Genomic DNA, 13255 nt, shown 5'->3' on the forward strand with positions numbered 1-13255 from the left:
TGGTGCGTTCATCGCTTCGTCCAGTCGTCCCGGACCCCGAAGCACCGGGTGCGGCCGAATCCAGGACGCGCCCTTGGGGGCACTACGAACGCGGAACTACGGACAGTACGGGGCCGGCGAGCCGGTCTGGTTGGCCGTGAAGATGGCCAGGTCCGACACGTCCACGAGGCCGTCGCAGTTCATGTCCGGGTCGTTGATGAACGAGATCTGGTCGAACGTGAAGATGGCCAGGTCCGACACGTCAACCGCGGCGTCGCCGTTGAGGTCGTCCGTGGAGGTCCCGCCGACGGTGCAGATCTGCACGCCGTCCGCGTACACCTTGACCGAGCCCACGCCCGCGCCCCAACCACGGAACGAGAACGAGACCGTGCCCGAAAGGTTGGTCGTGCCGGCGACCGTCTGGCCGACCGCGGTGAAGCCGGGCTCCTGGCTGGAGCACAGCGTTACCGGCAGGGTACCGAAGTCAACGACCACGTTGCTGCCGTTGATCGGGTTGTTGAACTGGTCATTGACGACCACGGTGAACAGCAGGCCGGGGTCACCGTTGGCGCCGTACGGGCTGAGCACGATACAGGTGCCGCAGGAGGAGAAGGTCGGGTCCGGGACCACAGCGAAGGCCGCGGAAGCAACCATCATCGCCCCGAGAGCAACCAGTAGTGCGATCCTGACGAACTTGGACATCGATGCACCTCCAAAGTTGGATAGAACCTAGTTTCCCCGCGGATTCACTGGCACTGTGTTGCTCGGGAGCGGCCTGCACCTCCTTTCGAACGATTCGTCTTCGTGCGAAGAGAGATAACTTGATGACCCGTAATCCGAGTCCAGCTCCATTCAAATCGACGTAGGAATTATAGCAGACAACGGTTTAGCTGTCAATTACAAAGCTGTCAATTACGGGGTTCCCTACCCGGGCCCCTCCAGGCCCGAACCCCCCTCCGACTCCCTGCAAGACCTGCAACTTCCATTCGACAAGAACGTTAGCACGGTTTTCATAATGAGTCAAGATGAAAATGGGCGAAACAGGATTTGAACCTGTGACCCCTTGCTTGTAAGGCAAGTGCTCTGAACCAGACTGAGCTATTCGCCCACAAGTAGCAGTCATGGAATCACTTCACCATGATGGCTACCGGGAAAAGCACCAGGTAGCCTACCACGAGCAGGACCGAAGCCACATCCAGCTGCTTCGCGCCCAGAAGCACGTAGCCCAGGATCACGACGCCGGCAGCCAAGCCCATTAGATACAAGTTCTTGCGGGAGAATTCCAGCGACGGCTTGTGGAACTCGCCGGACTTCTCCTTGCGGGCCCGCCGCGGGGCTGCACTGGTCTTCAGATCGGCCATGACTCCCTCAACTCCTTGTGGATTTTTCAGTTAGGCTACCGGAACGGAAGCCTTCGAGGTCCAGCGAGACGTACCGGAAGCCCAGCGACCGCAACTCCGCAATCAGAGAGGTGCGCACGCCGGCGTCCAGGATACGGGCCCAGTCCTTCGGGTGAAGCTCCAGCCGGGCGATGTCGCCGTGGTGTCGCACCCGAAATTCCTCCAGGCCCAGGGCTGCCAGGCGGGCCTCCGCCTGCTCGATGGCCCCCAGCTTGTCCACGGTCACCTCCGCGAAGTGCGGGATACGCGAACTGAGACAAGGAGAGGCAGGTTTGCTCCATGTGCATATGCCCCAGGCCCGGGAAAGTTCCCGGATTCCTTCCTTGCCCAGCCCGACTTCCAACAGCGGGCTGCGCACTCCCAGCTCGCGCGCGGCCTGCCTACCGGGGCGCACGTCGTGGCGGTCGTCGGCGTTGGTGCCGTCGAGGATCACCGGGCGGTCGTGCGTCTCCGAATAACGGGAAAGCAGGGTGAACAACTCGGTCTTGCAATGATAGCAGCGGTCGGGCCCGTTGAGCCGGTAGCCCTCCCGGTCCAGCTCGTGGGTCTGCATGGTTTCCACCCGCGCGCCCACGTCGCGGCCCACCTTCAGCGCCGCTTCCAGCTCCCGCGCAGGCAGCGAGGGCGAAACTCCGATCACCCCCACGGCCTTTTCCGGTCCCAGCGCCCGCACCGCCGCGGCCAGCACCAGGGTGCTGTCCACCCCGCCGGAGAAGGCCACCGCCACCCGTTCCAGCCCGGCGATGTGCTCGACCAGCCGACGGCCCTGCAGTTCCAGCTCCGGGCTCACCTGGGAGCCTCCACGCGCACCGCGGTGGAGGAGGCCGAGCGGATGCGCGCGATGGCCCGGGCGTGCTCCTTCATGCTGGAGGAGAACTGGTGGGTGCCGTCGCCCCGGGACACGAAGAACAGGGCGTCGCTGCCCCCGGCCGGGTTCAACGCGGCGTGCAGCGCGGCCCGCCCGGGGCTGCAGATGGGCCCGGGGGGCAGCCCGTAGTTGCGGTAGGTGTTGTACGGCGAGTCCAGCTCCAGGTTGCGATAGAAGATCCGCTCCGGACGGCCGCCCATGGCGTAGGCCACGGTGGGGTCGGCCTGCAGCCGCATGCCCTGTTTCAGGCGGTTGTAGTAGACGGCCGCGATGCGCGACCTCTCGTGCGGATCCTGCGCCTCGGCCTCCACGATGGAGGCCATGGTGACGATCTCGTGGGCGGTGTAGGGCGGCGGGCTGGAGGCGGCGCTCATCTCCTCGCGCAGCACGCGCATGCCGTGGGCCACCATCAGGCGCGCCACGTCCTCGGCCCGCGAGCCGCGCAGCACCGAGTAGGTCTCCGGGAACAGGTAGCCTTCGAGCCCCGAGGCCTTCACCCCCATGCGGGCGGCGAAGGAGGGGTTGCGCACCGCGCGCAGGAACGCCGCGGTGTCCACGCCGGAGTGGTCGAACAGCACCCGGGCGATCTCGCGCGCCGTGAGCCCCTCGGGGATGGTCACCTGGTCCAGGCTGCTCATCCCCCGCTGCAGCAGCGAGAGCAGCTCCAGCGCCGGGGTGCCCGGGCGCACCGCGTACTCGCCCGCCTTGATGCGGCGGTCGGTGCCGGTGGCGCGCCCCAGCAGCGTGAACAGGAAGGGGTTGCGCACCAGCCCGCTGTCGGCCAGCTCCGCGGCCACCACGCTCAGCCGGGCGCCGCGGACCACGTCGAAGTACACCGGGGCGCCCGCCGGGGCGCCCGTGCCGGTGCCCGCCGGCGGCGGTGTGAGCTCGTGCACCACGTACGCGCCGGCCAGGAACAGCAGGACCACCAGGGTCCCCGGTCCCATCCAGCGGGAGCGTCGCACCAGCTTGCGCATGAGCTGAGGTCCTTTCCGGGTTCCACCCGGGGCGTCAACGGGATCGGTCCGGGCCGTTTCAGGGCCCGCCGGAAGGCCAGGCCCCCGGCCGGGAGTCCAGGTACGACTGCAGCAGCAGCGTGGCGGCCACCTCGTCCACGCGGCCCTTCTCCCCGCGGACCTTGTCCGCCCGGGCCTTCCCTGCGCGGCCCCTGCCGGCGCGGCCTGAGTCGGCCCGGCCCCGGTCGGCGCGGTCCCTGTCGGCCCGGCCCCGCTCGGCGCGGCCGCCGGGCCCGCGCCGGGCGCCCATCTCGTCCAGCGCCCGCTGCGACTGGGCGGAAGTCAGCCGCTCGTCCCAGGTGCGCACCGGGCCGCCGAAGGCGGCCTTCAGCAGCTCCACGAATGCCTCGGTGGCGCGGGCCTGCTCCCCCACCTCGCCGGAAAGCAGCAGCGGCATGCCCACCACGATCTCGGCCGCCTCCCGCTCGGCCGCCAGCGCGGCCACCCTGCGGGCGGCCTCGGCGGCGGTGCGGGCCTCCACCACCCCCGCGGGAAACGCGATCCGGCCGGTGGGGTCGCTGACCGCCACCCCGGTGCGCCGCTCGCCGTAGTCACAGCCGAGGATGCGGGTGGGCCCGCTCAAGCGCCGTTGGCCTTCCGGTTCATCTGGAGCCGCACCGAGGTGCCCCGCTCGCGGCCGAAGGTGAAGTCCACCTTGTCCATGAGGGAGCGCATGATGAAGATGCCGCGTCCGCGGCTGTTGTAGAGGTGGTCCAGGTCGGCCGCGTGATCGTCAATGCTGCCCAGGTCGAACCCGTTGCCCTGGTCCTCGACGGTCATGTACAGCGCGCCTTCCCCGGACTCCAGGGTGACCCGCACGGGGGCGGCCCCGGGGCTGTTCCCGTGCTGGATGGCGTTGGTCCCGGCCTCGACCAGGGCGGTGGAGGCGGCGAAGATCTCCTCGTCGTTGAGCTCCAGGGGGCCCTGCAGACCCTCCAGCACCTTCGCCAGCACGCCCAGGTACTCGAGGCGGCTGGGGATCACCAGCTCCAGCAGTTTTTCTTTCATGTGTCCGCGCGATGGCGCCTCATCTGGCCGGCAACAGGGCCCGGAAGGCGGTGCGCAGCACCTCCAGGTCCGCGGGAAGCGGGGACTCGAACTCCAGCATACCATCCCCGAGCGGGTGCTGAAACCTCAGCCGCATGGCGTGCAGCGCCTGTCGGCCCAGCCGCTTCGCCGCCGCCGTGAGCACCGGTCGGAGGGCCAGCGGCACCCCGGCCGCGCGGGGCTCCACCCCGCCGTAGGTGGGATCGCCCACCACCGGGTGACGGATGTGGGCCAGGTGCACGCGGATCTGGTGCGTGCGGCCCGTGCCCAGGGCCAATTCCAGTTCGGATGCGAAGCCGTACGCCTCGGTCCGCCGAAACCGGGTCGAAGCGGTCCGCCCGGTGGACACCACCGCCATGCGCACCCGGGAGCGGGGGTCGCGCCCCATGGGCTCGTCCACCTGGCCGGTTTCCCCGGGATCGCCCCACACCATGCCCCAGTAGCGGCGCTCCACCCGGCGCTCGGCCAGGGCCCGGCTCAGGGCTCGGTGGGTGCGCTCGGTGCGCGCCACCAGCATCAGCCCCGAGGTGTCCTTGTCCAGGCGGTGCACGATGCCCGGCCGGTCGGCCCCACCGGCCACCGGCAGGTCCTTGAATCGGTGCGCCAGCGCGTTGGCCAGCGTGCCGCCGCGGCGCCCCGCGCCGGGGTGCACCACCAGCCCGGCGGGCTTGTCCACCACCAGCAGTTCCTCGTCCTCGTAGACCACCGCGAGGTCCATGGCCTCGGGCTCGATGGTGCCGCCGACGACCTCGGGCTCCTCCGCCTCCACCACCTGGCCGGCCTTGAGCCGGAGGCCCGCCATGGCCGGACGACCGTCCACGCTCACCCCGCCGGCGTCAATCACCAGCTGCCAGCGCGAGCGCGAGTGGGCCGGCAGGGCCTCGGCCAGGAAGCGGTCGAGCCGCTGGCCGCTAAGCTCCGCTTCCACCGGCAGGCGGTGACGCACCGGGCACCTCCCCTGGGCGATCCGCGGGAGGCGGAGCGCCACTTCCGCCGGTCCCGGCTGCCGGATGCGGACCACCGGCTTCGCCCGTCCCGGCCGCCGGGCCCGCTCCGGGGCCTGCGACCGGCAGGGCCGGCTCATGGTGACTGCCACGCCGCCACGTCTCGATGGCCAGCAGCGCCACGCCCACCGAGACCGCCGAGTCGGCCACGTTGAACACCGCGAAGTGGTAGCTCCCGAAGATGAATTCGAGAAAATCCACCACCTCGCGGTAGCGGATCCGGTCGTACACGTTGCCCAGCGCCCCGCCCAGCACCAGCCCCAGCGCCAGCGAGCGGAACCGCTCCCGGCGGGGGCTGCGCAGGTACAGCGCCAGCACCAGCACGATGGCCAGCAGGGAGATCCACAGGAACACGCGGTGGTTGCCGGCGAACAGCCCGAAGGCCGCCCCGGTGTTGCGCACCGACGTGATGTGGAAGAAGTTCCGGATCACCGGGATGGACTCGCCGGGCATCATGGAGTGCATCACGCGCAGCTTGGTGAGGCGGTCCACGACGAACACCAGGACCGCCGGCAGCCAGAAGAAGAGCATCGTCCCGCTACTCGCGCATCATCCGCTGGCGTCGCTCTTCCTTCTCCTTGCAGGTGATGCACAGCCGCGCCTCCGGCACGGCCTCCAGCCTGGGACGGGCGATGCGCAGGGTGCACGACTCGCACAATCCGTACTCGCCGCGGTAGAGCCGCTTCAGCGCCTCGCGCAGCTCCTTGATCGCCCCGCCCTCCTTGGCCGCCTTCTGGAACGCCATTTCGCGCTCCATGGCGTCGGTGCCCAGGTCGGCCATGTGGAAGGAGTACGCGGACAGGTCGCCGGCGGCGTCGCGCGGCGTGGTGTTGAGGACGGTCTCCTCCAGGTGCTCCATCTCGGCGCCCGCGTCGCGCAGGCGCTGCTTGAGCAGCTCCTCGAAGTGACGGAGCTCTTCCTCGGTGAACGGCTTTTCGGCCGCCGGCGCCGGCGGGGCCTTCTTCGCCGGGGCCTTCTTCTCCACCTTCACCGAGACCTTGCCGGCGGGGGTCTTGCGGGCCGCCACCACTTTCTTCTTTTCCATCTCGAGCTCCGTGTTGCGGTTAAAGGGCGCGGGTCGCGTCCTGCGCGCCGGCGGAAGACTCCGCGCGGCGCAGCGTCAGGCGCACATCCTCGCCCACGAGGTTGCTGGTTTCGACGGCCCCGCCAGCGACGGGGCCGAAGACGAGTTCCACGGCCAGGACTTCACTCTTCACGGCCTCGGAGTGGGCGAGCGCGGCCGCGGCCACCCGCGGCCCCGCCTCCACCCCCAGTTCGATGCGGTCGCTCACCTCCAGGCCGGCGCTCTTGCGCAGGTTCTGCACCAGGTGCACCAGTTCCCGGAAGATGCCCTCCTGCTCCAGCGCCGGCGTCAGGCGCGTGTCCACGCCCACCGACCACCCGCCCCCGGCGGCCACCGCCAGGCCCTCGGGCTGCAACTCCTGAAGATCCACGTCGGCGGCGTCCACGTCGGCCTCCACGCCGTCCACCGCCACGCGCACGCTGCCGCCGGCGGCCCAGGCGTCCAGCCACGTGCGGCGCTCGCCGTGGGCGTGGGCCTCGCGGATCAGGCCGGCCACGGCGTTCATCTGCTTGCCGAACTTCTTGCCCAGGGTGCGGAAGTTGGGTTTGGCCACCCGGCCGCCCAGCGACTCGCCCTGCCAGGCGATCGCCTTCACGTTCACCTCGTCGCGGATCACCGGCTCCCAGCGGCGCATGCCCGCATCGGCCAGCCAGGCCGCTCCGGGCGGCACCACCACCAGCCGGGCCAGCGGCTGGCGCACCTTGAGCGAGGCCTGCTCGCGCGCCGCGCGGGCCAGCGACACGATGGCCTGCACCGCGCCCATCTGGCGCAGCAGCTCCTCCGCGGCGAACTCCGCCTCGAACGCGTCCAGATCCGCGGGCCCGGGCAGCGTTTCCAGGTGCACGCTCACCTGCTTCGCCCCCGCCGGGCGGGCCAGCTTCTGGTACAGCTCCTCGGCCGCGAACGGCGCGAACGGCGCCAGCAGCTTCGCCACCTCCACCAGCACATGGTGCAGCGTGTCGAAGGCGGCCCTGTGGTCGGCGGCCTCGGCGGTCTTCCAGAAGCGCCGGCGGCTGCGGCGCACGTACCAGTTGCTCACGTCGTCCATCACGAAGCGCTGCAGCGCGCGCGCCGCGGGCGTGATCTCATAGTTGTCCAGGCCGCGGATCACCTCGGCGCGCGTCTCGCGCAGCGCGGCCAGCACCCAGCGGTCCAGATCCGAGAGCTTCGCCGGGTCCGGCCGGCCGGGCGCCAGGTCCTCCAGGTTCGCGTACAGGGCGAAGAACTGGGCGGTGTTGCGCAGCGTGGCGAAGAAGCGGCGCGACACCTCGGTCACCCCGGCGCGGTCGAAGCGCGTGGGCAGCCACGTGGGGCTGGCGGTGAACAGGTACCAGCGCAGGGCGTCGGCCCCCTCCTTGGCCATCATCTCGAAGGGGTCCACGGCGTTGCCGCGCGATTTGTGCATGCGCTGGCCCTGCTTGTCCAGGATCATCTCCACCGGCACCACGTTGCGGAACGCCGGCCCGTCCTCCAGGAACGCCCCGATGACCAGCAGGCTGTAGAACCACCCGCGCGACTGGTCAATGCCCTCGCTGATGAAATCCGCCGGGAACGTGGCCTGGAACAGCTCGCGGTTCTCGAACGGGTAGTGACGCTGGGCGAAGGGCATGGCGCCGGAGTCGAACCACACGTCAATCACCTCGGGCACGCGGCGCATCACGCCCTTGCACTTCGGGCACGGGTACTCGTAGCCGTCCACCTGCGGCTTGTGCAGGTCCAGCTCCGCCGGGAGCTTCACGCCCCGGGTGCGCAGTTCCTCCACCCCGCCCACGCACTCGGCGTGGCCGCAGGCGCAGCGCCACACCGGCAGCGGCGTGCCCCAGTAGCGGTCGCGGGAGAGCGCCCAGTCGATGTTGTTGGCCACCCAGTTGGCGAAGCGGCTCTCGCCCACGTCGCGCGGGTGCCACTCCACCTGGTCGTGCGCCTTCACCAGCCGCTCCCGGATGCGCGTGGTGGCGATGTACCACGAGCGGCGCGCGTAGTAGAGCAGCGGCGACTTGCAGCGCCAGCAGTGCGGGTAGCTGTGGTGCACCGTGGCCTGCCGGAACAGCAGCCCGCGCTCCTTGAGGTCGCGGGTGAGGCCCTTGTCGGCGGCCTTCACGAACTGCCCGGCCCACGGCCCCACGTCGGCGGTGAAGCAGCCGGTGCCGTCCACGGGCTGCAGCACCGGCAGCTGCTCGCGCCGGCCCAGCTCGTAGTCGTCCTCGCCGAAGGCCGGGGCGATGTGCACCAGCCCGGTGCCGTCGTCCATGGACACGAAGTCGGCCACCGCCACGCGGTAGAGCTTCGAGGCCTCCGCCGGCTCGCCGGCGGGCGTGGTGTAGGCGGCCACCTTCTCCGCCTGGCCCTCGAAGAAGTCGAACAGGGGCCGATAGCGCCTGCCGGCCAGCTCCGAGCCCTTGAAGGAACGCAGTTCGCGCGGTTCGCCGCCCCCGGGAGCGCCCGGCTTCGGCGGCTCCGTCCCGAGCGCGGCCAGCCGGTCCCGCGCCAGGATCAGCCGCTCGCCTCCGAACTCCACCTCCACGTACTCCGCGAATTCGCCCACCGCCACCGCGGTGTTGGACGGCAGCGTCCACGGCGTGGTGGTCCACACCAGCAGCGAGACCTCGGGCTCGTCCGCCAGCCGGAAGCGCACCCACACCGAGGGGTCCTCCACGTCCTGGTAGCCCTGCGCCACCTCGTGACTGGAGAGCGGCGTGCCGCAGCGCGGGCAGTAGGGCAGGATCTTGTGGCCCTCGTAGATCAGCCCCTCGTCCCAGAAGCGCTTCAGGATCCACCACACCGTCTCGATGTAGGAGTTGTCGAAGGTGCGGTACGGGTGGTCCATGTCCAGCCAGTAGCCCATGCGGCGGGTCAGCTCCTGCCAGTCCGCCTCGTACTTCTGCACGCTCTCGCGGCAGCGGCGATTGAACTCGGCCACGCCGAACTTCTCGATCTCCGGCTTGCTCTTGAGCCCCAGCTGCTTCTCGACCTCGATCTCCACGGGCAGGCCGTGGGTGTCCCAGCCGCCCTTGCGCTCCACCAGGCAGCCGCGCATGGAGCGGTAGCGGCACACCACGTCCTTGATGGAGCGCGCCATGGCGTGGTGCACGCCGGGGCGCCCGTTGGCCGTGGGGGGGCCCTCATAGAAGACGAACCGCGGCGCGCCCTCCCGGGCCGCCTGCAGGCGCGCGAAGACCCCCTCGCGCTCCCAGAAGTCCAGGATGCGCAGCTCCGACTCGTTCTGCTCGATGCCCGTGGAGAAGTCGTCGAATCGCGGCATGGGGTTCTCGGGTCTCGGGTGGTAGGTCAGGCGCCCACGCCTGGCCTACAGCTGCTCCAGTATTCCGGCGACCAGTGACATCAGTTTCGGCGCGGTCCGGCCGGCCACCTTCAGGATCTCCGGAATGCTCGCGGGCTTCAGCTCGTCGGGCAGGCACATGTCGGTGACCACCGAAAACGCCAGCACCTTCTGCGAGCCGTGAATGGCGGCGATGTCCTCGGCGATGAGCGACATGCCCACCACGTCGGCGCCGATCATCCGCAGGAAGCGGTACTCCGCGGCGGTTTCCAGGTTGGGGCCCATCACGCCCACGAACACGCCCTTCTCCACCGGCACCTTCTTCTCGGCGGCCACCTGCTCGGCCAGCGCGATCAGCTTGCGGTCGTAGGGCTCGGACATGTCGGGGAAGCGCGGCCCCAGCTCGTCGTCGTTGGGCCCGATCAGCGGGTTGTCGCCGGTCAGGTTGATGTGGTCGGTCACGATCATGATGGTCCCCGGCTTGTACGCCGGGTTCATCCCGCCCACCGCGTTGGTGAGGATCACCGTCTCCACCCCCAGCGCCTTCATGACGCGCACCGGGAAGGCCACTTCGCGGAAGCGGTAGCCCTCGTAGCCGTGGATGCGCCCGCGGAAGATCACCGTGTCGTGGCCGTGGAACTTCGCCAGCAGCATCTCGCCGGCGTGGCTCTCCACGGCGGTCACCGGGAAGTGCGGGATGTCGCCGAAGGGGATGCGGAAGGCGATGTCCAGGTCGCGGTCGTCGAAGTCGCCGAGGCCGGTGCCCAGCACCAGGCCCACCTTCGGGCGGACCTTGGTGCGCGCGCGGATGTACTCCTCGGCTTCGCGGATCTTCATGACCAGGATGCTCGGGTTCGGCATGGGTGTTCCGTCCAGGTGGACCCGGCCGCAGCCGGGGTGATGGGTCGCGCCGTCAGGGCCGGCGCGGCTGCCCGCCCGGCCGGGGCCGGAGTTACGATTCCAGGAGGCGGCGCCGCGCCTCCCCGGCGTCCAGGCCTTCCACTTCCAGCGTCTTCATCCGGGCGGTCAGCCCGGAGGCGATGCGCACCGCGCGCCGCGGCACACCCAGCCGGCCCGCCACGAAGGCCACCAGGGCCTCGTTGGCCGCGCCTTCCACGGCGCGCGCGCGCAGGCGCAGCTTCACGCGCCCGTCGCTCATCTCCCCGTCCACTGCGTCGCGCGGCGCGCCCGGCACCACGCGCACCTGGATCCGGGCAGCCACGGCGTCAGGGTGCGCCCAGCTGGAAGCGCAGGTTCTGCAGCGCGCCCACCACGAAGTGGCGCGTGCCCATCACCAGCAGGATCCCGACGAACGCCGAGAGATCCACCACTCCCATGCGCGCGAAGGGCAGCAGCTTGCGGATGGCGTCCAGGAACGGCTCGGCCAGCGAACTGATGAACCGCACGATGGGGTTGTATGGATCCGGGCTCACCCAGCTCATCAGCGCGTACACGATCAGGAGCCAGTAGTAGGCCGTCAGCGCCACATCCAGGATCATGGTGACGGCGCCGAGCAACGGTCCGACGGCAAACATGTCTCTTCACCCTCCCTGGCGGGCGCGCTCCCCGAAGAGCGCGGTGCCCACGCGCACCAGGGTGGCGCCTTCCTCCACCCCGGTCTCGAAATCGCCGCTCATGCCCATGGACAACTCCGGCAGCGCGTGCCCCAGCTGGAACTGGAGATGGTCGCGCAGAGCGCGAAGCGCCCGGAAGCAGGGGCGCGGGTCGCGGCCGGACTCCGGCACGGGCCCCAGCGTCATCAGTCCCACGAAGCGCAGGTGCGGCAGCAGCGACATCACCGCCGCCTCGCGCTCCAGCGCCTCGGCCTCGAAGCCGAACTTCGCCGGCTCGCCGGAGGTGTTCACTTCCCACAGCGCGGTGAGCGTCTTGTCCCGCTCCTCGCACAACCGCGACAGGCGCTGCGCCAGCGGCAGGCTGTCCACCGAGTGGACCCAGTCGAACAAGCCCACCGCCGCGGCCGCCTTGTTGCTCTGCAGGTGGCCGACCAGGTGCGCCTCGAACGGTCCGCGCAACCCGGGGAATTTCCGCGCCGCCTCCTGCACGCGGTTTTCCCCGATGGCGCCCACGCCGGCGTCCAAAGCCTCCTGGATCACCTCCGGCGGGTGCGTCTTGGTGACCGCCACCAGCCGCACCGCCGGCCCGCCGTCGGGCGTGACCGGTTCGCGCCCCGCGCGCTTCAGCGCGGCGCCGATGCGGCCGTGAATCTGCTCGAGGCGGGCCTTGAGCCCGCCAGCGCCGACTTCCATGGGAGCCCCTGACTATGGGCGAAAATACACCAGCAGGAAAGGATACCCCGTTGGATTTCGGGGGGGCAACAGCAAAAGGGGGGCTCGTGCGTGGCATTTCACGCAGTTTCCGGGGGCATTTTGCGGTTTCGGAGACCTCTCCCGGGGGGTGGGCGTACCCCTCACGGCCCGCTCGGCTCGACATCCTGTCGAGCCATCGCTGCGGCTGCTCCCTCCTTCGCCTCCTGGCTACGTCGGTCGCAGACGCACCGTGAGGGGTACGCCCACCCCCCGGGAGAGGATTGTGCCCTGCCGGAAACTACTTCGAGTGGAATTGGCTGGAATGCCCTGCCGGCGCTCTGGATTGCTATTGCCCCCGCTGTTGGGACTGCTGTTGTAGGCCAGGCATTCACGCCTGGCCTACAACCTCCCCCGCAGGTACTGGTTGGGCCACGGGGCTTCGGCTCCGAGGACCCGGGCGGCGTGGAGGGGCCAGTAGGGGTCTCTCAGTTCTGCCCGGGCCAGGAGGACCAGGTCGGCCTGGCCGTCCTTCACGATGGCCTCGGCTTGGGCGGGCTCGGTGATCAGGCCGACGGCCCCGGTGGGGACCTGGGCCTCCCTGCGAATTCGTTCTGCGAAGGGCACCTGGTAGCCGGGGCCGGCCTGGATCTTCTGGTGGGCCACGGCGCCGCCGCTGGAGACGTCCACCAGGTCCACGCCGGCGGTCTTGAGGAGCTTCGCCAGGCGGACCGACTGTTCGATGTCCCAGCCGCCCTCGGCCCAGTCGGAAGCGGAGATGCGCACCCACACCGGCAGGTCCGTGGGCCATTCCCGGCGCACGGCGGCGGTGACTTCGAGGGTGAGGCGGACGCGGTTCTCGAAGGCGCCGCCGTATTCGTCGGTGCGGCGGTTGACCAGGGGCGAGAAGAACTGGTGCAGCAGGTAGCCGTGGGCGGCGTGGATCTCCACGATGCGAAAGCCGGCCGAGCGGGCGCGGCGGGCGGCGGCGGCGAAGGCCTCCACCACGGAGCGGATGCCGCCGGCGTCCAGCGCGCGGGGCGCGGCGTGCCCGGGCGCAAAGGGCTCGTCGGATGGCCCCCGCGGCACCCAGCCGCCCTGCTCCGGCGCCACGGGCTGGCCGCCGTCCCACGGGCGCGCCGTGCCGGCCTTGCGGCCGGCGTGCGCCAGCTGGATGGCCGGGGCGGCGCCGTGCGCTTCGACGAATGCCGCCACACGCGCCAGGGCCGCGATGTGCCCGTCCTTCCACAGCCCCAGGTCGGCGGGGCTGATGCGGCCCTCGGGCTGCACCGCGGTGGCCTCCGCCACCACCA

14 protein-coding genes and 1 tRNA gene are annotated in these 13255 nt (G+C 70.3%); all 15 read right to left on the reverse strand.

The window, feature by feature from the left end; all coding sequences use genetic code 11:
* Positions 1–96: 96 nt before the first annotated feature.
* Complete coding sequence (locus tag HZB25_03525; GenBank protein ID MBI5836295.1) at positions 97–681, reverse strand: hypothetical protein; 585 nt, start codon at positions 679–681, stop codon at positions 97–99.
* Positions 682–1011: 330 nt separating this feature from the next.
* Positions 1012–1087: transfer RNA gene (locus tag HZB25_03530), tRNA-Val, on the reverse strand.
* A 19-nt stretch (positions 1088–1106) separates the two neighbouring features.
* Positions 1107–1340: a hypothetical protein gene (locus tag HZB25_03535; protein MBI5836296.1), complete on the reverse strand. Its 234-nt coding sequence runs from the start codon at positions 1338–1340 to the stop codon at positions 1107–1109.
* A gap of 7 nt (positions 1341–1347) precedes the next feature.
* Positions 1348–2169: an ATP-dependent sacrificial sulfur transferase LarE gene (larE, locus tag HZB25_03540; GenBank protein MBI5836297.1), complete on the reverse strand. Its 822-nt coding sequence runs from the start codon at positions 2167–2169 to the stop codon at positions 1348–1350.
* Positions 2166–3224: an endolytic transglycosylase MltG gene (gene mltG / locus HZB25_03545; GenBank protein MBI5836298.1), complete on the reverse strand. Its 1059-nt coding sequence runs from the start codon at positions 3222–3224 to the stop codon at positions 2166–2168. The genes larE and mltG overlap by 4 nt, the downstream gene beginning before the upstream one ends.
* A 58-nt stretch (positions 3225–3282) precedes the next feature.
* Positions 3283–3846, reverse strand: coding sequence for a Holliday junction resolvase RuvX (ruvX, locus tag HZB25_03550; GenBank protein MBI5836299.1), 564 nt, complete (start codon positions 3844–3846; stop codon positions 3283–3285).
* The gene (locus HZB25_03555) at positions 3843–4271 is read right to left on the reverse strand and encodes an ATP-binding protein (GenBank protein MBI5836300.1); all 429 of its coding nucleotides are present in this window, start codon (positions 4269–4271) and stop codon (positions 3843–3845) included. Before HZB25_03555 ends, ruvX begins: the two co-directional genes overlap by 4 nt.
* A 19-nt stretch (positions 4272–4290) precedes the next feature.
* The gene (locus HZB25_03560; protein ID MBI5836301.1) at positions 4291–5394 is read right to left on the reverse strand and encodes an RluA family pseudouridine synthase; all 1104 of its coding nucleotides are present in this window, start codon (positions 5392–5394) and stop codon (positions 4291–4293) included.
* 458 nt (positions 5395–5852) lie between these two features.
* Positions 5853–6359, reverse strand: coding sequence for a TraR/DksA C4-type zinc finger protein (locus HZB25_03565; GenBank protein ID MBI5836302.1), 507 nt, complete (start codon positions 6357–6359; stop codon positions 5853–5855).
* A gap of 19 nt (positions 6360–6378) precedes the next feature.
* Complete coding sequence (locus HZB25_03570) at positions 6379–9660, reverse strand: isoleucine--tRNA ligase (protein MBI5836303.1); 3282 nt, start codon at positions 9658–9660, stop codon at positions 6379–6381.
* 45 nt (positions 9661–9705) lie between these two features.
* Positions 9706–10539, reverse strand: a complete 834-nt coding sequence (locus HZB25_03575; protein ID MBI5836304.1) for a purine-nucleoside phosphorylase — start codon at positions 10537–10539, stop codon at positions 9706–9708.
* Positions 10540–10630: 91 nt separating this feature from the next.
* A complete protein-coding gene (locus HZB25_03580) occupies positions 10631–10900 on the reverse strand; it encodes a DUF167 domain-containing protein (GenBank protein ID MBI5836305.1) in 270 nt (89 codons plus the stop codon).
* A gap of 4 nt (positions 10901–10904) precedes the next feature.
* Entirely contained in the window at positions 10905–11213 is a 309-nt protein-coding gene (locus HZB25_03585) for a YggT family protein (protein MBI5836306.1), read from the reverse strand.
* Between the two features lie 6 nt (positions 11214–11219).
* Positions 11220–11945, reverse strand: a complete 726-nt coding sequence (locus HZB25_03590) for a YggS family pyridoxal phosphate-dependent enzyme (protein MBI5836307.1) — start codon at positions 11943–11945, stop codon at positions 11220–11222.
* A 399-nt stretch (positions 11946–12344) separates the two neighbouring features.
* The coding region (locus HZB25_03595; protein ID MBI5836308.1) for an NADH:flavin oxidoreductase/NADH oxidase at positions 12345–13255 on the reverse strand (911 nt) is incomplete at its 5' end.

It is taken from the genome of Candidatus Eisenbacteria bacterium (genome assembly GCA_016235265.1).
In the GTDB taxonomy this organism is placed as follows: Bacteria; Eisenbacteria; RBG-16-71-46; order RBG-16-71-46; family JACRLI01; genus JACRLI01.

Excerpts from the sequence above, each read along its gene's own strand:
- HZB25_03555 (MBI5836300.1), bottom strand. The coding sequence starts at position 4,271 with ATGAAAGAAAAACTGCTGGAGCTGGTGATCCCCAGCCGCCTCGAGTAC.
- HZB25_03535 (MBI5836296.1), bottom strand. The coding sequence starts at position 1,340 with ATGGCCGATCTGAAGACCAGTGCAGCCCCGCGGCGGGCCCGCAAGGAG.
- HZB25_03565 (MBI5836302.1), bottom strand. The coding sequence starts at position 6,359 with ATGGAAAAGAAGAAAGTGGTGGCGGCCCGCAAGACCCCCGCCGGCAAG.
- HZB25_03570 (MBI5836303.1), bottom strand. The coding sequence starts at position 9,660 with ATGCCGCGATTCGACGACTTCTCCACGGGCATCGAGCAGAACGAGTCG.
- HZB25_03525 (MBI5836295.1), bottom strand. The coding sequence starts at position 681 with ATGTCCAAGTTCGTCAGGATCGCACTACTGGTTGCTCTCGGGGCGATG.
- HZB25_03575 (MBI5836304.1), bottom strand. The coding sequence starts at position 10,539 with ATGCCGAACCCGAGCATCCTGGTCATGAAGATCCGCGAAGCCGAGGAG.
- mltG (MBI5836298.1), bottom strand. The coding sequence starts at position 3,224 with ATGCGCAAGCTGGTGCGACGCTCCCGCTGGATGGGACCGGGGACCCTG.
- HZB25_03590 (MBI5836307.1), bottom strand. The coding sequence starts at position 11,945 with ATGGAAGTCGGCGCTGGCGGGCTCAAGGCCCGCCTCGAGCAGATTCAC.
- HZB25_03585 (MBI5836306.1), bottom strand. The coding sequence starts at position 11,213 with ATGTTTGCCGTCGGACCGTTGCTCGGCGCCGTCACCATGATCCTGGAT.
- HZB25_03560 (MBI5836301.1), bottom strand. The coding sequence starts at position 5,394 with ATGAGCCGGCCCTGCCGGTCGCAGGCCCCGGAGCGGGCCCGGCGGCCG.